General features: G+C 72.2%; 28 protein-coding genes. 18 read left to right on the top strand and 10 right to left on the bottom strand.

Features of this window, described 5'->3' with window-relative positions; translation table 11 throughout:
* Position 1: 1 nt before the first annotated feature.
* Both ABZX11_RS09445 and ABZX11_RS09440 read left to right on the top strand, forming a co-directional pair.
* The gene (locus tag ABZX11_RS09445; RefSeq protein ID WP_354911380.1) at positions 2–352 is read left to right on the top strand and encodes a YciI family protein; all 351 of its coding nucleotides are present in this window, start codon (positions 2–4) and stop codon (positions 350–352) included.
* Between the two features lie 39 nt (positions 353–391).
* Positions 392–1657 carry an RNA polymerase sigma factor gene (locus tag ABZX11_RS09440; RefSeq protein ID WP_354911377.1) on the top strand — a complete coding sequence of 422 codons (1266 nt, stop codon included), beginning with the start codon at positions 392–394 and terminating at the stop codon, positions 1655–1657.
* Here the strand turns inward: ABZX11_RS09440 and ABZX11_RS09435 are convergent.
* The 4 genes from ABZX11_RS09435 to ABZX11_RS09420 all read right to left on the bottom strand — a co-directional run bounded on the left by ABZX11_RS09435 (position 1654) and on the right by ABZX11_RS09420 (position 5888).
* A complete protein-coding gene (locus ABZX11_RS09435) occupies positions 1654–2205 on the bottom strand; it encodes an HD domain-containing protein (RefSeq protein WP_176174445.1) in 552 nt (183 codons plus the stop codon). The two genes, ABZX11_RS09440 and ABZX11_RS09435, sit on opposite strands and share 4 nt — an antisense overlap.
* Positions 2206–2215: 10 nt before the next feature.
* The gene (locus ABZX11_RS09430; RefSeq protein ID WP_354911374.1) at positions 2216–3907 is read right to left on the bottom strand and encodes an L-lactate permease; all 1692 of its coding nucleotides are present in this window, start codon (positions 3905–3907) and stop codon (positions 2216–2218) included.
* Positions 3908–3936: 29 nt separating this feature from the next.
* Positions 3937–4719 carry an IclR family transcriptional regulator gene (locus ABZX11_RS09425; protein ID WP_176174447.1) on the bottom strand — a complete coding sequence of 261 codons (783 nt, stop codon included), beginning with the start codon at positions 4717–4719 and terminating at the stop codon, positions 3937–3939.
* Positions 4720–5300: 581 nt separating this feature from the next.
* Positions 5301–5888: a helix-turn-helix domain-containing protein gene (locus tag ABZX11_RS09420; protein ID WP_354911372.1), complete on the bottom strand. Its 588-nt coding sequence runs from the start codon at positions 5886–5888 to the stop codon at positions 5301–5303.
* Between the two features lie 74 nt (positions 5889–5962).
* Here ABZX11_RS09420 and ABZX11_RS09415 point away from each other — a divergent pair, with 74 nt between their 5' ends.
* The 13 genes from ABZX11_RS09415 (at position 5963) to ABZX11_RS09355 (ending at position 14494) form a co-directional block, all read left to right on the top strand.
* Complete coding sequence (locus ABZX11_RS09415; protein ID WP_354911369.1) at positions 5963–6862, top strand: NADP-dependent oxidoreductase; 900 nt, start codon at positions 5963–5965, stop codon at positions 6860–6862.
* A gap of 56 nt (positions 6863–6918) precedes the next feature.
* Positions 6919–8148 (top strand): MurT ligase domain-containing protein, encoded by a 1230-nt coding sequence (locus ABZX11_RS09410; protein ID WP_354911366.1) that lies wholly within the window; start codon positions 6919–6921, stop codon positions 8146–8148.
* On the top strand, positions 8141–8863 hold the full coding sequence (locus tag ABZX11_RS09405; protein ID WP_176174451.1) for a glutamine amidotransferase: 723 nt from the start codon (positions 8141–8143) through the stop codon (positions 8861–8863). Before ABZX11_RS09410 ends, ABZX11_RS09405 begins: the two co-directional genes overlap by 8 nt.
* Positions 8864–8933: 70 nt before the next feature.
* Positions 8934–10322 (top strand): ATP-binding protein, encoded by a 1389-nt coding sequence (locus tag ABZX11_RS09400; RefSeq protein WP_254897097.1) that lies wholly within the window; start codon positions 8934–8936, stop codon positions 10320–10322.
* The gene (locus ABZX11_RS09395) at positions 10322–11002 is read left to right on the top strand and encodes a response regulator transcription factor (RefSeq protein ID WP_176174452.1); all 681 of its coding nucleotides are present in this window, start codon (positions 10322–10324) and stop codon (positions 11000–11002) included. Before ABZX11_RS09400 ends, ABZX11_RS09395 begins: the two co-directional genes overlap by 1 nt.
* 183 nt (positions 11003–11185) lie before the next feature.
* Complete coding sequence (locus ABZX11_RS09390) at positions 11186–11530, top strand: gas vesicle protein (RefSeq protein WP_254897098.1); 345 nt, start codon at positions 11186–11188, stop codon at positions 11528–11530.
* 16 nt (positions 11531–11546) lie between these two features.
* Positions 11547–11846 (top strand): gas vesicle protein, encoded by a 300-nt coding sequence (locus tag ABZX11_RS09385; RefSeq protein ID WP_354911361.1) that lies wholly within the window; start codon positions 11547–11549, stop codon positions 11844–11846.
* Positions 11843–12577: a GvpL/GvpF family gas vesicle protein gene (locus tag ABZX11_RS09380; RefSeq protein WP_354911358.1), complete on the top strand. Its 735-nt coding sequence runs from the start codon at positions 11843–11845 to the stop codon at positions 12575–12577. Before ABZX11_RS09385 ends, ABZX11_RS09380 begins: the two co-directional genes overlap by 4 nt.
* Positions 12570–12770: a gas vesicle protein GvpJ gene (gene gvpJ, locus ABZX11_RS09375; RefSeq protein ID WP_176174455.1), complete on the top strand. Its 201-nt coding sequence runs from the start codon at positions 12570–12572 to the stop codon at positions 12768–12770. The genes ABZX11_RS09380 and gvpJ (ABZX11_RS09375) overlap by 8 nt, the downstream gene beginning before the upstream one ends.
* Positions 12767–13012, top strand: a complete 246-nt coding sequence (locus ABZX11_RS09370; RefSeq protein ID WP_176174456.1) for a gas vesicle protein K — start codon at positions 12767–12769, stop codon at positions 13010–13012. The genes gvpJ (ABZX11_RS09375) and ABZX11_RS09370 overlap by 4 nt, the downstream gene beginning before the upstream one ends.
* A complete protein-coding gene (gvpJ, locus tag ABZX11_RS09365) occupies positions 13009–13335 on the top strand; it encodes a gas vesicle protein GvpJ (protein WP_176174457.1) in 327 nt (108 codons plus the stop codon). Before ABZX11_RS09370 ends, gvpJ (ABZX11_RS09365) begins: the two co-directional genes overlap by 4 nt.
* Entirely contained in the window at positions 13332–13892 is a 561-nt protein-coding gene (locus ABZX11_RS09360; protein ID WP_176174458.1) for a GvpL/GvpF family gas vesicle protein, read from the top strand. The genes gvpJ (ABZX11_RS09365) and ABZX11_RS09360 overlap by 4 nt, the downstream gene beginning before the upstream one ends.
* Before the next feature lie 74 nt (positions 13893–13966).
* Entirely contained in the window at positions 13967–14494 is a 528-nt protein-coding gene (locus ABZX11_RS09355; protein WP_176174459.1) for an NHL repeat-containing protein, read from the top strand.
* Here ABZX11_RS09355 and ABZX11_RS09350 read toward each other — a convergent pair.
* The 3 genes from ABZX11_RS09350 to ABZX11_RS09340 all read right to left on the bottom strand — a co-directional run bounded on the left by ABZX11_RS09350 (position 14491) and on the right by ABZX11_RS09340 (position 16153).
* Positions 14491–14892 (bottom strand): CoA-binding protein, encoded by a 402-nt coding sequence (locus ABZX11_RS09350; protein ID WP_354911352.1) that lies wholly within the window; start codon positions 14890–14892, stop codon positions 14491–14493. The two genes, ABZX11_RS09355 and ABZX11_RS09350, sit on opposite strands and share 4 nt — an antisense overlap.
* A 23-nt stretch (positions 14893–14915) precedes the next feature.
* On the bottom strand, positions 14916–15488 hold the full coding sequence (locus ABZX11_RS09345; RefSeq protein WP_354911349.1) for a hypothetical protein: 573 nt from the start codon (positions 15486–15488) through the stop codon (positions 14916–14918).
* A gap of 161 nt (positions 15489–15649) precedes the next feature.
* Positions 15650–16153, bottom strand: a complete 504-nt coding sequence (locus ABZX11_RS09340) for a VOC family protein (RefSeq protein WP_354911347.1) — start codon at positions 16151–16153, stop codon at positions 15650–15652.
* 139 nt (positions 16154–16292) lie between these two features.
* Here ABZX11_RS09340 and ABZX11_RS09335 point away from each other — a divergent pair, with 139 nt between their 5' ends.
* On the top strand, positions 16293–17084 hold the full coding sequence (locus tag ABZX11_RS09335) for a fumarylacetoacetate hydrolase family protein (protein ID WP_176174463.1): 792 nt from the start codon (positions 16293–16295) through the stop codon (positions 17082–17084).
* Positions 17085–17107: 23 nt separating this feature from the next.
* Positions 17108–17836: a fumarylacetoacetate hydrolase family protein gene (locus ABZX11_RS09330; protein WP_354911493.1), complete on the top strand. Its 729-nt coding sequence runs from the start codon at positions 17108–17110 to the stop codon at positions 17834–17836.
* A gap of 408 nt (positions 17837–18244) precedes the next feature.
* Here the strand turns inward: ABZX11_RS09330 and ABZX11_RS09325 are convergent, their stop codons facing one another.
* Both ABZX11_RS09325 and ABZX11_RS09320 read right to left on the bottom strand, forming a co-directional pair.
* The gene (locus tag ABZX11_RS09325) at positions 18245–20149 is read right to left on the bottom strand and encodes an ABC transporter ATP-binding protein (protein ID WP_354911344.1); all 1905 of its coding nucleotides are present in this window, start codon (positions 20147–20149) and stop codon (positions 18245–18247) included.
* Between the two features lie 41 nt (positions 20150–20190).
* Complete coding sequence (locus ABZX11_RS09320) at positions 20191–20658, bottom strand: DUF1579 family protein (protein ID WP_254897100.1); 468 nt, start codon at positions 20656–20658, stop codon at positions 20191–20193.
* 49 nt (positions 20659–20707) lie between these two features.
* Here ABZX11_RS09320 and ABZX11_RS09315 point away from each other — a divergent pair, with 49 nt between their 5' ends.
* A complete protein-coding gene (locus ABZX11_RS09315) occupies positions 20708–21154 on the top strand; it encodes a MarR family winged helix-turn-helix transcriptional regulator (protein ID WP_176174465.1) in 447 nt (148 codons plus the stop codon).
* A 1-nt stretch (position 21155) separates the two neighbouring features.
* On the opposite strand, the gene ABZX11_RS09310 is transcribed toward ABZX11_RS09315, so the two are convergent.
* Positions 21156–21539, bottom strand: a complete 384-nt coding sequence (locus tag ABZX11_RS09310) for a TIGR03618 family F420-dependent PPOX class oxidoreductase (protein ID WP_354911340.1) — start codon at positions 21537–21539, stop codon at positions 21156–21158.

Here is a 21539-nt window from a genome sequence, read left to right as displayed (position 1 = left end):
CATGCGGTTCCTGGTGATCGTGAAGGCCGGCCCCGAATCGGAGGCGGCCGGGTTCCAGCCCAGCGCCGAAGAGCTGACCGAGATGACGAAGTTCAACGAGCGGCTGTTCGCCGAGGGCCGGTTCGAGCTGGCCGAGGGGCTCACGCCCAGCTCGGAAGGCGTGCGCGTGATCTTCGAAGGCGACGCGGAGCCCAAGGTCATCGACGGCCCGTTCGCCGAGACGAAGGAGCTGATCGCCGGGTTCTGGGTGCTCAAGGGTGAGTCGCTCGAAGAGGCCGTCGCGCTGATGAAGCAGGTCCCGAACCTCGGTCCCGGTGAGGGGGTGCTGGAGATCCGCCCGATCGACGGGTAGTGGGTTGCACCGCGGAAGATCACCCTGTCTGATGGCCGGGTGACGGTTGCGGACACCCGGAGGACGGTCGAGACGGTCTGGCGGATCGAGTCGCCGCGGCTCATCGCGGGCCTGGCCCGGATGGCTCGCGGCGACGTCGGTCTCGCCGAGGAACTGGCGCAGGACGCGCTGGTCGCGGCGCTGGAGCAGTGGCCGGATGCCGGCGTGCCGCGCAACCCCGGCGCATGGCTGATGACCATCGCCAAGCGCCGCGCGATCGACCAGTTCCGCCGCAACGAGCGGTACGCGGAGAAGCTCGAGGAGGTCGGCCGCGACCAGCAGCTCGGCGAAGGCGTGCTGCCCGACTTCGACGCGGCCCTCGACGACCACATCGAGGACGACGTCCTGCGCCTGCTGTTCGTCGCCTGCCACCCGGTGCTGAACACGCAGGCCAGGGTCGCGCTGACGCTGCGCATGCTCGGCGGCCTGACCACCGACGAGATCGCGCGGGCCTTCCTGGTCCGCGAATCGACGATCGCCCAGCGGATCGTCCGGGCGAAGAAGGCCCTCGCCGCGGCGAAGGTGCCGTTCGAGGTGCCGGAGGGCGACGAACGCGTCGCGCGGCTGTCGTCCGTGCTCGAAGTCATCTACCTGGTGTTCAACGAGGGCTATTCGGCCACCCGCGGGGACGACTGGATGCGCCCGGCGCTCTGCGAAGAGGCGATGCGGCTCGGCCGCGTGCTCGCCGGGCTGATGCCGGGCGAGTCGGAGGTCCACGGCCTGGTTGCGCTGATGGAGCTGCAGGCGTCCCGCTCGAAGGCGCGCACCGGCCCGAACGGCGAGCCGGTGCTGCTGCTCGACCAGGACCGCGCCCGCTGGGACCGCTTCCTGATCCAGCACGGCCTCGCGGCGCTGGCCCTGTCCGAGCAGATCGCGGAGGGCGCGTACGGGCCGTACTCCGCCCAAGCGGCGATCGCGGCCTGCCACGCACGGGCGCGCACGGCCGAGGAGACGGACTGGGTGCGGATCGCGGCGCTGTACGAAGGACTGGGCAAGCTGCAGCCGTCCCCGGTGATCGAGCTGAACCGCGGCGTCGCGGTCGCGATGGCGTACGGCCCGGAGGCGGGCCTGGCGGTCGTCGACGCGGTCGCGGACGAGCCGGCCCTGAAGGACTACCACCTGCTGCCCAGCGTCCGCGGCGACCTGCTGGAGAAGCTGGGCCGGCGCGAGGAAGCCGAGCGCGAGTTCCGCCGGGCGGCGGAGATGACGGAGAACTCGCGCGAGCGCGAGCTGCTGTTGAACCGCGCGAAGGGGGTCGCGGGCTAGCGGCCTCGCCAAGCGAGCGGCGACAGCGTCAGCGCCGCTTCCGCGATCTTCCGCGCCGTCTCCGTCTTGAGGCCCTTCCGCGCGGACTCGATCCACTCGTCGACCGGCCGGACGCCGATGTCGCGGTACTCCAGCGCCTGCAGCAGCATCTCGAGCTTGTCGGCGTCCTTGGCGCACAACGCTTCCACCGACTCGCGGGTCTCGTACTCGTCCACCGCCGACCGCACCAGGTCACGGGACCGCGGGGGCAGCGCGGCCGTCTGGTCGGCGGTGATGTCCCGCGGCTCCGGCTTGCGCAGGTACTCGGCCGCCGTCAGCGGGAGGTCGCCCGTGCGGGTCTCCTGCGTGTCGTGCCACAGCGCGAGGAACGCCGCCCGCTCGGGCGACGCGCCCTCCTCGGCCGCGATCAGCGCCGCGAGCTGGGCGGCGCGCAGGCTGTGCTCGCCGACCGACTCCGGGTCGCGGACGCCCGCGTGCCACCAGCCCGAGCGGCGGACCCGCTTCAGCAGACCCAGTTCGTACCCGAAAGCGGCCAAGGATGCGCTCATGCCGCCCAGCCTAGGGCGACGGGATCATCGCCGTCAGGATCGTCGCCTGGAGCAGGGAGATCACCCCGACCACCGCGGTGAGCAGCAGCGACCACAGGAACGTCTGCCGCAGCAGCGAGCCCTCCTTGCCGCTCTGCCCGATCGCCGTCGCGCCGATCGAGAGGTTCTGCGGCGAGATCATCTTGCCCATCACGCCGCCCGAGGTGTTCGTGGCGCCGGCCAGGATCGGGTTGAGGTTCAGCTGCTGCGCCGAGATCACCTGCATCGGGCCGAACAGGCTGTTCGTCGACGCGTCCGAGCCGGTCAGGAAGACGCCCAGCCAGCCGATGTAGGCCGAGAACAGCGGGAAGACCGCGCCGGTCGTCGCCAGGGCCAGGCCCAGCGTCTGCGTCGCGCCCGAGTAGTTCATCACGAACGCGATCGCCAGGATCATGAAGATCGTCGCCAGCGCCCAGCGCATCTGGTGCAGCGTCTTGCGGTACGTCGCCAGCAGCAGCTTCGGCCGCCCGCCCATCGCGAACCCGGCGAGCACGGCCGCGATCAGGGCGATCGTGCCGGGCGAGAACAGGAAGTCGACGGTCAGCGTGGCCGCGTACGGCGCGTTCTTCGCGGTGATCGGCGGGTGCTGGACTACGTGGTTGTGCAGCCCCGGCCACGCGAAGATCCAGTCTGCCTTGTGCAACAGCTTCGTCAGGTCGAGCCAGACGGGGAGGTTCTTGAAGATCGTGCCGATCCGCGACAGGAAGATCGCCAGGATCAGGATGATGTAGGGCGTCCACGCGTACAGCGCACCGCGCTCGGCCTGTGCGGCGCCGAGGCTCTTGGCCGCCGGGACGGCTTCCTCGCCCTCGAAGCGCCACACCGTCGCGGGCTGCCAGAACCGGGTCAGGATCCACAGCGCGGCCATCGCGGTGAGGGCCGCGAGGACGTCGACCAGGCTGGCGCTGATGTAGTTGGACGCGACGAACTGCATGGCCGCGAACGCGAGCCCGGCGGTCAGCACCGCCGGCCAGACCTCGAGCATGCGCTTCCAGCCGGCCAGCACCACGACCAGGAACGCCGGGATGATCAGGGCCAGCACCGGAACCTGGCGGCCGACCATCGCCGAGAAGAGCTCGGTGGCCTGGTCCTGCTTGAGGTGCATGATCGGCGCGGTCAGCCGCCCGAGCACGATCAGCGGGTTGCCGAGGCCGCCGAACGCGACCGGCGCGGTGTTCGCCAGCAGCGCCAGCACGACCGCCTTCACCGGCGGGAACCCGAGCGCGGCCATCATCGCGGCGGTGATCGCGATCGGCGACCCGCCGCCGGCGACGCCTTCGAGCAGCGCGCCGAAGCTGAACGCGATGAGCAGCGCCTGCAGCCGCCGGTCTTCGCTGAACCCGGCGAGCACGCGCTTGATGGCGTCGAACCGGCCGGTGGCGACGGTGACGTTGTGGAAGTAGACGGCGTGGAAGGCGATCCAGGCCACCGACCACACGCCGAACACGAGGCCCATCGCGGCAGAGTCGAACGCCAGCGCGGCAGGCATCCGGTAGAGCAGCAGGGCGACGGCGAGCGCGGTGACCAGCGCCAGCGCGGCGGAGAGGTGCGCGGAGAAGCGGATCACCCCGAGCGAAACCAGCAGCACGATGATCGGGAGCGCGGCGAGCAGCGCGGAAACCCACAACCCGCCCGCCGGCTGGTAGTCCTGGATCCAGGTCACGTCGGCTCCTTTGCCGGGTGGGTCGGTGCTCAGGCGGGCCGGCTCCGGACGTACCCGAGCCGCAGGGACAGGGCGGCGGCGGTGCCGGCGACGGAGGCGCCGAGTTCGTCGAGCCGGCGCAGCACGCGCGGCGCGGGCCCGGCGATGCTGATGGCGGCGATCGGCCGTCCGGAGTGGTCCCGCACGGCGGCGGCGACGCACCCGACGTCCGGCTCGTTTTCGACGTCGTCGATCGCCCACCCGCGGCGGCTGGTCTTGGCGAGCTCGTCGAGCAGCCGGTGCGGGTCGATGATGGTCTTGAGGGTGAGCGAGTCGAGCTTCATCCGCCGCACCCGCTCGAACCGGTCGGCTTCGGGCAGCGCGGCGAGCCAGGCTTTCCCGAGCGACGTCGCGTGCTGCGGCCGCCGCGTCCCGAGCCGGCAGGCGAGGGTGACGGCACTGGCACTGCGTTCGGTGGCGACGTAGACCATGGTGTCGTTGTCCGGAACGGCGAGGTAGGTGGTCTCCCCGGACCGTTCGGCGAGCGAGGCGAGGTACCGCGGAGCACACCGGTGCAGATCGGTGGCGGCCATCGCCCGCGCCCCGAGCTCGACGAGCCGCGTGCCGAGCCGCACGCGGCCGGTGACCTGGTCGGCCTCGAGGTACTCGAGGTTCTTGAGGGTGCCGACGATCCGGTAGGCGGCGCTGCGGGAAAGCCCCAGTTGCCGCGCGATCGCATTGGTGGAAATCTCCTGGTGCCGCCCGACGTGCTCCAGCACGGCAAGTCCGCGTTCGAGAGTTCCGCTTTGTTCGAGCCCGCGCTCCGGTCCCACGTTGCCCTCCGTTGGACGTTTCCCGCTCAGCGGTACGCCTTTCCGCTGGCTGGGGTTGGACGGTAACACCTCCGATGTATCTGCGGTAGATCTTGGAATAACTCGGAACAATGCGAGTAGTTGTGGATGCTAATTGGTTCAACATCCGATGGTTAAGTTTCCTACCTATGGCGGTTGCGCTGGTGTGGGCGGCGGAGTCCGGGGGTTCGGGTGGGTGGATCGTTCATATCCGTGAATGTTTGGGGGAGTTGTCCACGGGGGTGGAGCAATGTGGACAAAACGGCTTGGAGTGGCGTTCTTTCCTGGTTGTTGTCGGGGTGCGCCGATACGCTGGACCCGGGGGGCGCCCCGCGGGCGGACCGGAGTTCGGCGGTCCACAGCTGACCGACCCGATCGAGAGCCGACCGGTCGCCACGCCCTGCCGATCCCCGGCCGTAAGCCGACCGGTCGCCACGCCTGCCGAGCCCCGGGCGAGCCGGATGGGAGCGTTCCCCCGGCGCCCTGAAGAAAGCTCCCTCACAGATACCGGAAGCGCTATCCGGCCCAAGCCCGGCCGAAGCCCGCCGCGGACCGCGGCTCGGTCAGACCGGATCGGAGCCAGAGAAGGCCGACGTCCCCACAGCCGCCCGCACCTCGGCGATCGCCTCCCTCGCCGCCTCCCCGAAGTCCGCCTCCCCGCCACTCCACCGCTCATAAGCGATGTTCATCGCCAACGCCCCCAACGCCGCGGCAACACGAGCAGCCAGCGCCCCCACCCCGCGCCCCTTCAACGCCTCCGCCATCGCCGCCGTCAGCGCGATCCCCTTCAACGCCTCCCGCTCCTGCAACTCCGGATGTGCCGCGATCACCGACCGCCGCAACGCGGCGAACTCCCGCCGGGCGGCCGTGAACGCCTCGCGCCCCACCGCCTCCAGTCCCCAGCCCACCGCCTCCAGCGGCCCGGCCGACGGCGGCGCCCCCGCCACCGCCGCGCGCAGCAGCTCGGCCAGCCTGCCGTCGCCGAAGAGCACCTCTCGCTTGTCCTGGAAGTGGCGGAAGAACGTGCTCTTCGTCAGCCCCGCCCGTGCGGCGATGTCGATCACCGTCGTGTTCTCGTACCCGCGCTCCGCGAACAGCTCCAGCGCGGCGCGGCTCAACCTCTCCGGTGCGTTCGGTTCCCAGCGGCCCATGACGACACGGTACTTGGTCCCGTCGGAAGGTGTACGGTGATGAGACCAAGTCCCATCACAACGGGAGGTCCCCGATGAGCCGAGCCGTCATCTACGAGAAGTTCGGTGGTCCCGAAGTCCTCGAGCTGCGAGAAGTCCCCGAACCGCACGCCGGCCCCGGTGAGGTGCGGGTGCGGGTCACCGCGGCCGGGCTGAACCCGATGGACTGGGGCATCGCGCGGCACCCCGAGGCCGCCGCGCGGTTCGGGATCAGCCTTCCCGCCGGGTTCGGGTACGACTACGCCGGCGTGGTCGACGAAGCCGGTCCGGGCGCGGAACACGCTGTCGGCGAGCGCGTCTACGGTGGCGCGCTCGGGCGCGCTGTCGCCGACTTCGTCGTCGTCGGCGCCGAAGACCGGCTCTTCCGCACCCCGGACGGCCTGTCCGACGAGGTCGCGAGCACCCTCCCGGTCGCCGCGTCCTCGGCAGCCGCCGCCCTCGCCGCCGTCGGCTTGCAGGCGGGTGACACCGTCCTCGTCGGCGGGGCCGCCGGTGGGGTCGGCATCTTCGCCGTCCAGCTCGCCAAGCTCGCCGGGGCCACCGTGCTCGGCACGGCCTCCGAGAGCACCTTCCCGTTCCTGCGCGAGCTCGGTGCCGAACCCGTCGCCTACGGCCCCGGCCTGGCCGGCCGGGTCCCGGAGATCACCGCGGCCATCGACCTCTTCGGCACGGAAACCGCCGAGGCCGCCCTGGAACTCGGCGTCCCGCCCGAGCGGATCGCCACGATCGCCGCCGGTCCCACTCCGCCGGGCGGTGTGCGCGCCACCGGCGGCGTCGACGCCGAGCCGGGCGCGCTCGAAAAGGTGGCCGCCGAAATCGCCGCCGGGCGGCTCACCGTGCCGATCGCCGCCGTCTTCCCCGTCGAAAAGATCCGGGACGCCGTCGCGCTGCAGGCCGAGCGGCACGTCCACGGCAAGGTCGTCGTCACGCTCTAGAGACCCGCGCCACGGACTCAGGAAAATCACAGCGGCCCGGAGGCACCATCCGGGCGATGTCCCTCCGAAGCCCACTCCGCACCCGCGCGTCCGTGGCCGCCGGGCGGCTGACCGCCTGGCTGTCGCGCAGCTCGGGCCTCGGCCGCGGCGGGATGATCGGCGGCCGCGTCACGCTGGCCCTCGATCCGCTCGCCCTGCGCCGCCTCGGCCGCGAACGCACCGTCGTGCTCGTCACCGGCACCAACGGCAAGACCACGACGTCGCTGATGCTCACCCGCGCGCTGGAGACGCTGGCCGAGGTCGCCGCCAACAGCGACGGCGCGAACATGCCCGACGGCGTCCTTGCCGCGTTGACCGCCCGCCCCGACGCGCCCTACGCGGTGCTGGAGGTCGACGAGACGTACGTGCCGTGGGTCGCCGACCAGGTCCAGCCGGCCGTGCTGGTGCTGCTCAACCTGAGCCGCGACCAGCTGGACCGGGTCGGCGAGGTCCGTGCCATGGAACGCGACCTGCGGGCCGCCATCGCCGGCCTGCCCGGCACGGTCGTCGTCGCGAACTGCGACGACGTCCTGGTGACGTCGGCGGCGAGCGCGGCCGCCAAGCGCGTGTGGGTGAGCACGGGCCGCCGCTGGACCGGTGACTCCACGGCGTGCCCGCGCTGCGAAGGCCGCGTCGAAACCCACGAACGGCACTGGGGCTGCGCCTGCGGGCTGGCCCGGCCGGAGCCCGCGTGGACGCTCGACGGCGAGCTCGTCCGGACGCCCGGTGGCCGCGAAGTCGACCTCGACCTGCGGCTGCCGGGCGAGGTCAACCGCGCGAACGCCGCGCTCGCGCTCGCCGCGGCGCACCGGCTCGGCGTCCCGCCGCACACCGCCGCGGCCCGGCTGCGGACCATCACCGACATCGGCGGCCGCTACCGGACGATCCGCCGGTCGCGGCACTCCGTGCGGCTGATGCTGGCCAAGAACCCGGCCGGCTGGGTGGAAACGCTGCGCGTGCTCGACGAGGACACCCCGGTCGTCGTCGCGGTCAACGCACAGGAAGCCGACGGCCGGGACCTGTCCTGGCTGTGGGACGTCCACTTCGAACGGCTCCGCGGGCGCCAGGTGGTCGTCACCGGCGAGCGCGGCGCCGACCTGTCGGTCCGGCTCTGCTACGCGGAAGTCGCGCACTGGGCCGAGCCGGACCCGGTCACCGCGATCGACACGCTGCCGCCCGGCGCCGTCGAGCTGGTCGCCAACTACACCGCGTTCCGCGATCTGGTCGGCAAGCTGCCCGATGGCTGACTCGATCGTCCAAATCGGACTCCTGCTGCCGGAGGTGCTCGGCACCTACGGCGACACCGGCAACGCCCAGGTGCTCGGGAAGCGGCTGCAGTGGCGCGGGCTCGACGCCGAGGTCGTCCCGGTCGGGCTCGGTGACCCGGTACCGTCCACTTTGGACCTGTACCTGCTCGGCGGCGGCGAGGACGGCGCACAGGCGCTGGCCGCCGCGCACCTGCGCCGGTACCCGGGCCTGCGGCGGGCGGTCGCGGCCGGCGCGGTCGTCTTCGGCGTGTGCGCCGGCCTGCAGGTGCTCGGCACCCGCTTCCGCGGCCTGGACGGCGTCGACCACGACGGGCTCGGCCTGCTCGACCTCACCACCGAGCCCGGCGAGCAGCGCGCGGTCGCCGAACTGGTCGCGACGCCGTCCCGGCTGCTGGACGGGGCCGCGCTGACCGGGTTCGAGAACCACCTCGGCGTCAGCAAGCTCGGCGCCGACAGCGAGCCGCTCGGGCGGGTGGTGCGCGGCACCGGCAACGGCGACGGCACCGAGGGCGCGGTGACCGACCGGGTGGTCGGCACCTACCTGCACGGCCCGGCGCTGGCCCGCAACCCCGCGCTGGCCGACCTGCTGCTGGCCTGGACGGTCGGCCACCCGCTCGGCCCGCTGGAGCTGACCGAGGTCGAACGGCTGCGCGCGGAACGGCTCGCCGTCCCGCGACGGCGCCGGGGCGCGTGACCCGGTGGCGGCGAGCGTCCCGGCGCTGGCCGGCCCGCGCGCGAGCCTCGTTCGTGGCTACGCTGCGTTGGTGAAACTGGGCAGGGTGATCGCCGCGACCGGCGTCCGGATGCGCGCCACCGCGGTGGCCGTCTTCGCGCTCGCGCTGGCCATCGCCGTCGGCGGCGTGGTCGTCGTCCTGCTGCTGGAGGAGTCGCTCGACCGCAGCGTCACCGAGAGTGCCCGCAGCACCGGGCGGCAGGTCGCCATCCAGCTCATCCGCGAAGGCGCGCGCGACCTGAGCGCGAGCGACGTCGCCAGCACCGGCGACACCGAGGCCGTCACGCAGGTCCTGGACGCGCGGGGGACGCCGATCGCGAGCGACCCCGCCATCGTCGGGCACCCGCCGCTGACCGCGTCGCGTCCGGTCGTCGGGCACGAGATCGTCGAAACGCTGCCGCTCGGGCTGAACGGCGACAACGACGACTACCGCGTCGTGTCGCAGGAGGTGACCGGGCCCGGCGGGCCGTTCACCGTGATCTCCGCGCGCTCGCTGGAACCGGTCACGGAGGCCTCGACGCGGCTGACGCTGCTGCTCGGCCTGATCGCCGTGCCGCTGCTGGCGATCGCCGGGCTCGCGGTGTACCGGGCGGTCGGCTCGGCGCTGCGGCCGGTCGAGCGGATGCGCCGGACCGTCGCGGAGATCTCGACACGCGACCTCGCCTCGCGCGTGCCGCTGCCGCCGGGCGGCGACGAGGTGCACCGCCTGGCCGTGACGCTCAACGAAATGCTGTCCCGGCTGGCCTCTGCGCAGGCCGCGCAACGCCGGTTCGTCGCGGACGCCAGCCACGAGCTGCGCTCACCGCTGTCGACGATCAGCACCGCGCTCGACGTCGCCGGCCGGCACCCGGAGAGCACCGGCGACCTGGTGCCGGTGATCGACCGGGAGACCGCCCGGCTGCGCGAGCTGGTCGACGACCTGCTGATGCTGGCCCGCACCGACGACGCCACCGACCGGCCGCAGCGCACCGAGGTCGACCTCGACGACATCGTCCGCGCCGAAGCCGAGCGGGTCCGCGGCGAGAGCACGGTGGACGTCGAGGTCCGCGCCGGGCCGGCGAAGGTGCACGGCAGCGAGGCCCAGTTGCGGCGGGCGGTGCGCAACCTGGTCGACAACGCGCGCGGGCACGCGCGCTCGCGCATCCGCGTCAGCAGCGCGGTGCGCGGCGACCTGGCCGTGGTCGAGGTGAGCGACGACGGCCCCGGCGTCGAGGCGGCCGACCGGGAACGGATCTTCGAGCGGTTCGTCCGGCTCGACGCGTCGCGGCAGCGCGGGCACGGCGGAACCGGGCTGGGCCTGCCGATCGTGGCCGGCATCGCGGCCCGCCACGGCGGCCGGGCGCGCTACGCCGCCTCGGAGGAGCCGGGCGCGCGGTTCGTGATCGAGCTGCCGGTGATCGACCTGCCGAAGGAGGAGTAGTGCGGCTGCTGATCGTGGAGGACGAGCGCGAGTTCGCGGAGACGCTGCGGCGGGGCCTGGTCGCCGAGGGCTTCACCGCCGACGTCGCGCACACCGGCCGGGAGGGTCTCTGGCGGGCGACCGAGCACGCCTACGACGTCGTGGTGCTCGACATCATGCTGCCCGAGCTGTCCGGCTACGAGGTGCTCAAGCGCCTGCGGGCGGCGGAGAACTGGACGCCGGTGCTGATGCTGACGGCCAAGGACGGCGAGTACGACGAGGCCGACGCGTTCGACCTCGGCGCCGACGACTACCTGTCCAAGCCGTTCTCCTTCGTCGTGCTGATCGCCCGGCTGCGCGCGTTGCTGCGGCGCGGCGCGCCGGCCCGGCCTGCCGTGCTGGAGGCCGGGGACCTGCGGCTCGACCCCTCGGCCCGTACCGTCCACAGGGGACAGAAGCGGATCGAGCTCACCGCGCGCGAGTTCGGGTTGTTGGAGTTCCTGCTGCGGCGGGCGGGGGCCGCGCTGTCGAAGAACGAAATCCTCAGCCACGTCTGGGACGCCCACTACGACGGCGACGAGAACGTCGTCGAGGTGTACATCGGGTACCTGCGGCGCAAGATCGACGCGCCGTTCGGCACGCACACCATCGAGACGGTCCGCGGGGTGGGCTACCGGCTGGTAGACGTTACCCGATCGTAATCAACCGGGTGTTTTCCGGAAATTGGTGCCGCCGGGTGTCCGCGTGTTGCGCCATTTGCTCCCGCCGGTTGCCGCGGATCGCCCAATCATTGCCGCGAACCGGTGAAAAATACCGTCCCGCGACGGCGCTGCGCGTGGCGCCGGGTGTTGCTACCGTGGGCCGTCCACCCGCGAAGGGAAGCAATGCCGGAATCACCGCTGCCGTTCCCTGCTCCGAGCGAACCCGCTCAAAACGAAATTGCTCCGAACCCCTCCGGGAAATCCGTTTCCCGGCTGCGTGCCGCTGACGCAATCCGGGTTGCGAAGGACCAGTTCGGCATGGTGACCGGGCTGACCCCGCACGCCGTGACCGGTGTCCGCGCCCGGGGCGACGGCGGCTGGTCCGTGCTCGTCGACGTCGTCGAGCTGGCCCGGATCCCGGATTCCACCAGTGTGATGGCTACCTACCGGGTGGACGTCGACGCCGACGGCGAGCTCGGCGCGTGCGAACGGCTGCGCCGGTTCACCCGGGGCGCCACCGATTCCTGAAAGGAAGGTCGACAGATTGGCCGCTTCGTCCGATTCGTTGGCGGACATTCTGGAACGCGTGCTCGACAAGGGTGTCGTCATCGCCGGTGACATCGGCGTCAGCGTCGTCGACGTCGAATTGCTGACCCTGCGGATCCGGCTGTTCATCGCGTCCGCGCAGACTGCCCGGGAAATGGGCATGGACTGGTGGACGAACGATCCGTTCTTCGCCCCGAACGCCGCGCGCGCGGAAGTGGGGGCGACCGACCTGGCGGCGCGCGTCGCCGAATTGGAAGCCCGGCTGCCCGTGCCGGGCGGGAGGGAGAAACTGCGGTGAGCACCGGAAACTGGCTGTGCGCGTACGCGATCACCCGCAACCGGCCTGCCACCTGGGACGTCGGGCCCGCACCGCGGCTGATCGGCTACCGCGACCTCGGCGTGGTCGTCTCCGAGGTGGCGCCGACGCGGTTCGACCGCATCGACACGCTCGACCCGGTCGACGGCACGCTCGCCGAGCTGGCCCGCGAGCACGACGCCGTGGTGCGCGCGGTGTTCCACAGCGAACCGGTGCTGCCGCTGCGGTTCGGCACCGTCCTCGACGGCGAAGACGCCGCCCGCCGGCTGCTGGAGGCGGGCTACGACCAGGCGCGCGACTGCCTCGACGAGGTGGCTGGCCACCGCGAGTGGGGTGTCCGGGTGCGGCACGCGGAGCCGGCGGCGACCACCAAGCCGGACGCGGCGGGCCTGACGGGAACGCAGTACCTGGTGCGCCGGCGCGAGCGGCTGAAGGCGATCCAGCAGGCGCGCGAGGACGTGGCCGGTTCGGCGGCCCGGCTCGAAGGGGCGCTGCGCCGGCACGCGGCGGACACCGTCGGGCGCGCGCGGCCGCACGGGGTGCTGGTGAACTCGGCGTACCTGGTGGAGACGGGCCGCGAGGCGGCGTTCCACGCGGAGGTCGAGTGGTTCGCCCGCGAGCTGAGCGCGGCCGGGGCCACGGTGGAGACGTCGGGGCCGTGGCCGCCGTACTCGTTCACCGACCTCGAACTCGGAGCGAAGGCGCATGGCTGAGCCCGGCCGGCTCGCCGAGGTCTTCACCCCGTCCGGCACCAACGCCGCCGAAGCCATCGTCGACCTGCTCGACCGGGTCGTGCACCGCGGCGCCGTCGTCACCGGGGACGTGATCATCTCCCTCGCCGGCATCGACCTCGTGCGGCTCGACCTGCGGCTGCTGCTGCTCGGGCTGGACGGGACGGGCGAATGACCCAGCGGATCGCCGCCGACGCCGGCCGCGGGCTCGGGCACCTCGTCGTCACCGTGCTGGACGTCCTCAAGGAAGTCCTCGAACGGCAGGCGCTGCGGCGGCTCGACGCCGGCACCTTGACCCCGGACCAGGTCGAAGCGCTCGGCCAGGCCCTCATCGCGCTGGAACTCCGGTTCGCCGAGATCCGCGCCGCCCTCGACGACATCCCAGCCGAAATCCCCGCGACCGAAGGAGCGAAGTGACCAGACCGGGACAGACCGGTGGCACCCTCACCGACACCCTCAACGTCCTGCTGGACAAGGGACTCGTCATCGACGCCACGGTGAAGGTGTCCCTGATCGGGATCGAGCTGCTGTCGATCGAGGCGAGGGTCGTGATCGCCAGCGTCGACACCTACATCCGCTACCTCGAAGCGATGCAGCGGGTGAACGCGCAGGCGCAGCTGCCCAACCCCGGGCAGGTCTCCATCGGGCTCGACCAGACCGTCGGGCTGATCCCGCCCCCGCCACCCACCCCGGCCGTCGCCGTTCCGGTGGAGCCCGCCATCCCCGTCGAACAGAAGTGACGCTGCAGCTCTACGGCGTCGTGCGGGCCGGGCACCCGCGAGCGCCGCGGACGGTGTGCTGGGAAGACCTCGCGATGGTCGTCGGCGACCCCGAGCCCGACCCGGCCGCGCACCTCGCGGTGGTGTCCGCGCTGGTCGAGGGCGGCCCGGTGCTGCCGGTCCGGTTCGGCACCGTGGCCGAGGACGAAGAGGCCGTCCGCGCCGAAGTGCTCGCCCCGGCCGCCGACACCTACCGCGCCGACCTCGACCGGCTCGACGGCCTGGCCGAGGTGCACGTCTGCCTCCGGTTCTCCGAACCGGGCTCGGCGTGGCGGGCGGCCCGCTCGGACGTCCTGCTCTCCCGGGTCGCCGAACGGGCCCGCGACTCCGTGGCGCTGCCGGCGGGCGAGAGCGCCGACGAGCGGTGGGCGTTCCTGGTCGGGCTGGGCGACCTGCTCGTCGTCCGGGACACCGTCGCCGGGCTCGCGCGTGACGACGGCGTCCACGCCGACTGGGTCGGGCCGTTGCCCGCCTACAGCTTCCTCGACCGGCGGACGTGCTCCCGCTGGAGCTGGTGAGCGGAGGCGGAACAGTCGCTGAATACTCGTCCAGGCGCTGGCCGCCGTGGCTCGCGGCCGGTGATCCTGATGCCGTGACCAGCAGTGAAGTCGCCGCGCTCCCGCGCGCGTTCGGCGGGCCCGGCGCGGGGCCCGGGCAGTTCCGCGCGCCGTCCGGGATCGCCGTCGACGCGCGCGGCCGCGTCTGGGTGGCCGACACCGGCAACGACCGGGTGCAGGCGTTCACCCGCGACGGCACGCTCGTGCGGGTGCTGGCCGGCCGGCTCAAGGCGCCCGAAGCGGTGGCGGTCGACGCGGCGGGCAACGTCTACGTCGCCGACACCGGCAACCGCCGCGTGGTGCAGTTCTCGTGGCAGGGCGGGTTCGTGCGCGAGTTCGGCGGCCTCACCCGGCCCCGCGCCGTCGCGCTGGAGTGCGCCGGGCGGCTGCTGGTCGACGACACCGGGCGCGTCGCCCGGTTCGACACCCGCACGGGCGCGGCGCTGCCCGACACGGCCGAGCCGATCAGCTCACCGCGGGACGTGGCCGACGACGGGACCGGCGGGGTCTGGGTCGCCGAGCCGGGCAACCACCGCATCGTCCACTTCGGAGCGTCCGGCTAGCGCTTCGAGATCGAGGCGGTCGCGCGGACGACGGCGGTGCAGCGGTTCTCGACGTAGGCGAGCCCGCCCTCTTCGGCGATGCGGCGCGCTTCGGCGGAGACGATGCCCTGCTGCAGCCACAGCGCCTTGGCGCCGATTTCGACGGCTTCGCGGGCGATGCCCGGCGCCTCGGGGGACGGCCGAAAGACGTCGACCAGGTCCACCGGCTCGGGGATGTCCGTCAGGGACCGGTACACCTTCTCGCCGAGCAGCTCGGTCGCGGTCGGGTGCACCGGGATGATCCGGAAGCCGTGGGCCTGCAGGACCGCCGGGACGCCGTGCGCGGCCTTGGCCGGATCGCGGCTCAGGCCGACGACGGCGATGGTCTTCGCGCCGGCGAGGATCTCTTCTGGAGTCATACCGGGTGAACGTCCGGCGCGGGTCAAAGCTTCCAGAGCCGCAGGCCGCGCACGCGGTAGACGGGCCAGAGCACGTGCCACGGCTTCCGCCGGGCGAAGGTCGCCGCGCAGGTCAGGATGTTGCGGGCGGAGGTCGTCGTGACCTCGTGGCGGTCCGGCCAGATCGCGCCCTTGGCGCCGACGGCGATCCGGAACACGGTCAGCAGGCCGCGGCCCTGCAGGTCGTACTTCGCGCCGGTGTCCCCGGACCCGGGTGCGAGCTCGGCGATCTCGGCGCCGAACGCGCGGGCCGCCTGCGGCGCGATCTCGGCGGGCACGACCCCGACGCTGCGGGTGATCGCCTTGCCGTGCATGCGCCGCGCGTACCGGAACAGCAGCACCCGCTCCCACCACGGCAGCAGCCGGTGGTGCCGCAGGAGCGCGGCGCACTCGCCGTGCCCGATCGCGAAGATGCTCGTGAGCTCGTCGTAGGCACCGTTCGTGGCCGGTTCGTTCAGGTGCAGCCGGACCTCGAACCGGGTGCGCGCGGTGAGTTCGTCGAGCAGCTCGCGGTGATCGAGCCGCGCCTTCGCGCGCGAGAGCGACCAATCGGACATCGGACCTCCAGACGTCGCGCACTGGTGACTAATCCGGTCAAAAGTAGGCCGGACCCGCCAACGGCACGTGACTGTTGCTCCGAGGCCATCCGGCCGTGACTGTGATCGGATTAGTCACGGTCGGCACAGGCTAGTTGGCGCGCGACGCCTGGACCACGCTTTCAGCCGATCTTCTCGCCGTACATCTCGCCGAGCGGGTCGGAGATCAGCTCGACGCGGGCACCGTCCGGATCGGACAGGTAGATGGACGTCTTGCTCTCCAGCAGGTACTGCACGCCGGCTTCGTCGAGCTTGTCCTTGATGGCGTCCCACCGTTCGGGCGTGACGGAGAGGGCCAGGTGGTGCAGTCCACCGAGGACTTCCGCGTACGGGCCGAGGTCGAGGCCGGGCAGGTCGAAGAAGGCGACCGCGTTGCCGTTGCCGACGTCGAAGAAGAAGTGGCTGGAGCCGGGGTAGTCGCGGTTCTCGATCAGCTCGGTGAGCGGGAAGCCGAGGATGTCCTGGTAGAACTCGATGGTCCGCTCGACATCACTGGAGATCAGCGCGGTGTGGTGGATGCCGCGGCCGTTCGTCGCCGGGCGTTCCGCGGCCGGGCGCAGGTGGCGCTCGCGCAGTGCGTCACGGGCTTCGGCGAGCTTGGTGACCTCGGCGGGGGTCGGTGCCATGTCCCTCACGTCCCTTCCTGGTGGTGCCCTTGACGGTACGCTCGATTTATCTCGCGCGCAAGAGGTTGTCTGGTGAGAGTTCCGCTGGGCGGAACAGGGCTGCTTGTGTCCGGCCGCCGCGCACGGCAGAGTTCCGGGGGTGGATGCCAGCGAGGTGCAGGAGGCCGCTTCGGCGTTGGCGCGGGCTTACGCCACGCGCGAGCCGATCGAGCCGCTGATCAAGACGTATCCCGACGCGGGCGTCGAGGACGCGTACCGGATCCAGCAGGAGCAGGTGCGGCACTGGGTCGAGGGCGGCGACGCCGTCCGCGGGCACAAGGTCGGCCTCGCGTCGGCGGCGATGCAGCGGCAGATGGGCGTCGACCAGCCCGACTACGGGCACCTCACCGGCAGCATGTTCCACCTCGAGCACCAGCCGATCCCGACGTCGGCGTTCCTGCAGCCGCGGATCGAGCCGGAGATCGCGTTCGTGCTCGGCTCCGCCCTGCGCGGCCCGGGGGTGACGGTCGCCGACGCGGTGCGGGCGGTCGAGTTCGTGCTGCCGTCGCTGGAGATCGTCGACTCCCGCATCCAGGACTGGAAGATCTCGCTGTTCGACACGATCGCGGACAACGCTTCCTCGGGTGGCGTGGTCCTGGGCAGTAGCCCGACGGCTCTGGGGTCGGTGGATCTGCGGCTGGCGGGGTGTGTGCTGTACCAGAACGGCTCGGTGGCGGCGACCGGCGCGGGCGGCGCGGTGCTGGGCTCGCCGTTGAACTCGCTGGTGTGGCTGGCGAACACGGTGGGGCCGCTGGGCGTCACGCTGGAGCCAGGGCACGTGGTGCTGCCGGGGTCGATGACCCGGGCGATCCCGGTGTCCCCCGGCGACACGATCGTCGCGACGATCGCCGGCATCGGCAGCGTCACCGCGGTGTTTTCGGAGGAATCGTGAACGTGCGTGAAGCTGCTGCTTCTTTGTTGGAGACGGGTTCGGAGCGCGCACCGCTCTCGGCGGAGTGGCCGGACCTCGACGTCGACACGGCGTATGCGATCCAGGACGAGGCTTTGCGCCGGCGCCGGGCCCGCGGCGAGACGCTGATCGGGGTGAAGCTGGGGCTGACGTCCCGGGCCAAGCAGCAGCGGATGGGCATCGACCAGCCGCTGCTGGCCTGGCTGACGGACGCGATGGTGCTGCCGGCGGGCGTGCCGGTGCCGCCCCTGATCCACCCGCGGGCCGAACCGGAGCTGGTGTTCGTGCTGGGCCGCCGGCTGGCGGGCCCGGGCGTGACGGCGGCAACGGCCCTGGCGGCGGTCGACCGCGTGTACGGCGGGATCGAGGTGATCGACAGCCGCTACGCGGACTACCGGTTCACGCTCCCGGACGCGATCGCGGACAACGGCTCGTCGGCGTACTTCAGCGTCGGCCCGGTCGGGGTCCCGCCGACGTCGTTGGACCTGACCCTGGAGGCGGCACTCCTGGAGGTCGACGGCCAGATAGTCGACACGGCCACGGGAGCGGCGGTCCAAGGCCACCCGGCGGAGGCCCTCGCCCTGGCGGCGAACGCCCTTGCTGCCCGCGGCCTGGCTTTGGAACCGGGCTGGCTCGTCCTGACCGGCGGCATGACGGACGCGGTGCCGCTCGCTTCCGCCGCCCGCGTCGCAGCCCACTTCTCCCACCTCGGCTCCCTGACCCTCACCCCCTAACCGCGAGATACCCCTCCAGTCACGTGTGATGCCCCTCCAGTCACGCGAGTTTCCCCCTCAATCACGCGAGATCCCCTCCCAATCACGCGAGTTCCGCCCCGGATCACGCGAGTTCCGGGCCCAATCACGCGAGCGCCGTGAACCGGCCCGGCGAGCTGGCCCGGCGGGCCGACCGGCGTACCGGGGAGGTCGGTTCGCGTACCTGGAGGGTCGACCGGCGTACCTGGGAGGTCGGCCGGTGTACCTGGAGGGTCGGTTCGCGTACCCGGAAGCATCTCGCGTGATTGGGTGCGCATTTCACGTGATTGAAGGGGCATCTCGCGTGATTGGAGGGGTATCTCGCGTGATTGGGGGCGGATCTCGCGTGATTGGGTGCGTGACTTGCGTGATTGGAGGGGGATCTCGTGGTCAGGGGCGGTAGGCGCGGGCTTGGATTTCGTAGAGCTCGTGGTAGACGCCGCCCGCGCGGATGAGGTCGTCGTGGGTTCCTTGCTCTACCAGTCTTCCCTTCTCCAGTACCAGGATGCGGTCGGCCGAGCGGATGTTGGCCAGGCGGTGGGTCACCAGGACCGTCGTGCGGCGGCCGCGGCCTGATCTGCTCGCGTGCTGGAGCCCCGCGAACACGCGGGCCTCCGCTCGGGCGTCGAGGGCTGCCGTGGGTTCGTCGGCCACCAGGACCGAGGCGTTGCGGTAGATGCCGCGGGCGATGCCCATGCGTTGCCACTGGCCGCCGGAGAGGTCGTGGCCCTCGTCGAACTTCTTCGACAGGACCGTGTTTTCGCCCGACGGCAGGGAACTGATCACCTCGTCCGCGCCCGAGTAGTCGACCGCTTCGCGCCAGGCCTGCCGCTCCGGGTCCGGGCGGCCGAGGCGGCCGACCGTGATGTTGTTCGCCGCCGTCATCGGCCACTCCGCCGCCTCCTGGGCGATCACCGCGATGTTCGCGTGCACCGAGGCCGGGTCTGCCCAGGCGAGGTCGACGTCGTCCCAGTGGACCGTGCCCTCGTCCGGTGGGTACAGCCCGGTCAGCAGCTTGCCGAGCGTCGTCTTGCCCGAGCCGTTTTCCCCGACGAGGGCGACCACTTCGCCTCGCCGGATCGTCAGCGAGATGTCGCGCAGCGCCGGGTTGTCCCGCCCCGGATAGCGGAACGTGACGCCCTCCAGCCGGATCTCGCCCGGGTCCGCGGGCGCCGCCACCGACGTCGGCGGGGGTTGCCGCTGCCGGGACTCCGCGAGCAGCTGGTTGTAGAACCCGATGTAGAAGGAGTCTTCGTACAGTGAGTTGACCGCGCGCATGGTGTTGGACAGCGCCGTCGACGCCGTGCGCATCGCCAGCACCGCCGTGCCGGCCAGGGCCAGCTCCATCGCGCCCGTGTAGAGCAGCCAGCCGAGCACCAGGTACGCGACCGCCGTGCCGAAGCCGGCTGCCGCGCGCCCGCTGGTGCGCACCAGGTTGCTGCGGTGCGCCAGCCGGATCTCTTCGCGCGTGAGGCTGCGCGAGATCCGCCGGTACTCGCCGAGCAGCGGCTCCTGCAGCGTCAGCGCGTGCCGCTCGAGCGCCATCGAACGCCAGGTGGCGACCTCCTCGACGACGGACTTGCGGATGTTGCGCCCGACGGTGTCCAGGAAGTGCCGGTAGTTCAGCTTCGCGACGCGCGCAGCGGCCCAGCCGTCGGCCGCCGCGGCGAGCAGCAGCACCGGGGCCAGCCACGGGTTGAGCAGCCCGGCCGTGATCATCGCCGCCACCAGCGAGATCACCGACGACGTCAGGTCGGCCAGCCGCCGCAGGCTCGTCTCGATGGCGCGCACCCCGTACCGCGCGCCCTGCCGGGCCAGCTCCCGGAAGTCCGCGTCCTCGAACGCGATCAGCCGGACGCGCACGACCGCGGCCGTCACCGCGTCGTCCGCCTCCGCCGTCACCCGCGGCCGCAGCGCACCTTCGACGGCGGCGACGGCCGCATCCAGCAACGCGCGCGCCGCGTACGACCCGGTGACGACGGCGATCGCCGGCAGCGACTGCACCACGCGCTCCGGCGTCGGGCCCTGCTCGAGCAGCGCGGTGAAGACGTTCGCGGTCGCGAGCAGCCCGAAGGCGGTGACGCAGCCGGAGACGACGTGCACCACGGCGGCCAGCAGCGTCAGCCGCGGCGACGTCCGCCACGCCAGCCGCAGCACGACCGAGATCGCCGTGGGCAGGGTGCGCACGGCCTGGCCGAAGCCCGCGGCGGCCACGCGTTCGTCGACGCGCGCCCACTCGGGCATCTTCATGTTCTCGACCCCGATCAGCGGGGGCGGCTCGGCGGTTCCGGTCACGCCCCCATCTGTACTCCGGGGGTCCGACAGTTTCTGGCCGGTTACTGGCCCGTCCGGGTGTACCGCGCCCGCAAAAACGGGCGGTACTCCGGGTTTTCACCCATCCGGACGTCGATCTCGTGCGTCAGCGTCCCGCCGTCCGGCGTGAGCCGGTGCCGGGCGATCCCGCGCGCGGTCCGCTTCTCCAGGGTCAGCGTCGCGCCGGTCCAGCTGCCGCGGGCGGGCGACTCGGGCGGGAAACCGTAGCTGTCGAAGCCGTACCAGAGCGTTTCGCCGGTGGCCGGATCGGCGGTGAAGACGTTGTGGCCGAGGAACTCCGACCCGTCCTCACGGCGCTGCCGGTAGTGCTGGATCACCGCGAAACCGTTGAGCGCCAACCGGTAGCCGCACTCCGCGTGCGCGGTCGAGGCCGGCGCCCACGGCGACGCGGCGAGCTCCTCGGTGCCGGCCCAGTCGCCGACGAACGCCTTCAGCGCGTCGTGCGCGGGGCCGAGGCGGGGCATGTCCATGGTCGTCTCCATTTCGACAGGTACCTGTCGATGTGCGAGACTAGCACGCATGCGGTCGCATCGAGCCGAAACGTTCACCCGCGTGATCGACGCCGTCTTCGCGTGCAACGGCGGGTTCCTCGCCGCCGGTGACGCGCTCACCGAGCCGGTCGGGCTGACCGCGGCGCAGTGGCAGGTGCTCGGCTTCCTCGAGGACGGCCCGGCGACCGCGGCGGAGGTGGCGCGCCGCCGCGGGCTGCGCCGCCAGAGCGTGCAGGAGACGGTCAACCGCTTGCTGCGCAACGGAATGCTCGACCGCCTGCCCAACCCGGCCGACGCGCGGGCACCACTGTTGTCGCTGACGCGCCGGGCGCGCACGGCGATGCGGGAACTGGGCGCGGCCCAGGTCGCGTGGGCGGAGGAGCTGGCCGCCGAGGTGCCGCTGGCCGACCTGGAGACGACGTTGCGCACGCTCCAGCGCTTGCGCGGTGCGGTAGCCCAGCCCCGGCTGCGTTGAATCAGCGCATCCCCACGCTCTGCCGGTCGACCTCGATCAGCGCCACGACCCGCTGCTGCTCCCGTGAGTACGGCCCGCCGATGTACTTGGTGGCGATCCGGTCCACGATCTCCCAGGCGGCGTCGCCCTCGACCCACTCGGCCACCCGGCCGCGGATGATCACCGGCTCGAACGGGTTGTCCACCGGGGTCAGCGAGAGCGCGACCCGCGGATCGCGCCGCAGGTTGCGGGCCTTGCGCGAGTCCGGGCCGGTCAGGATGGCGACGCGGTCGCCTTCCGGGTCGACCCAGACCGGCACCGAGTGCGGCGCGCCGTCGGGCAGGACGGTGGCGAGGTGACCGATCGCGGTGGTGGCGAGGATGCGGCGGACGTCGGCGTCGAGCAT

Source organism: Amycolatopsis sp. NPDC004169 (assembly GCF_040610315.1).
GTDB lineage: Bacteria > Actinomycetota > Actinomycetes > Mycobacteriales > Pseudonocardiaceae > Amycolatopsis.
Note: the sequence above shows the minus strand (reverse complement) of the source record. Positions and strands in the feature narration are given on the sequence as shown.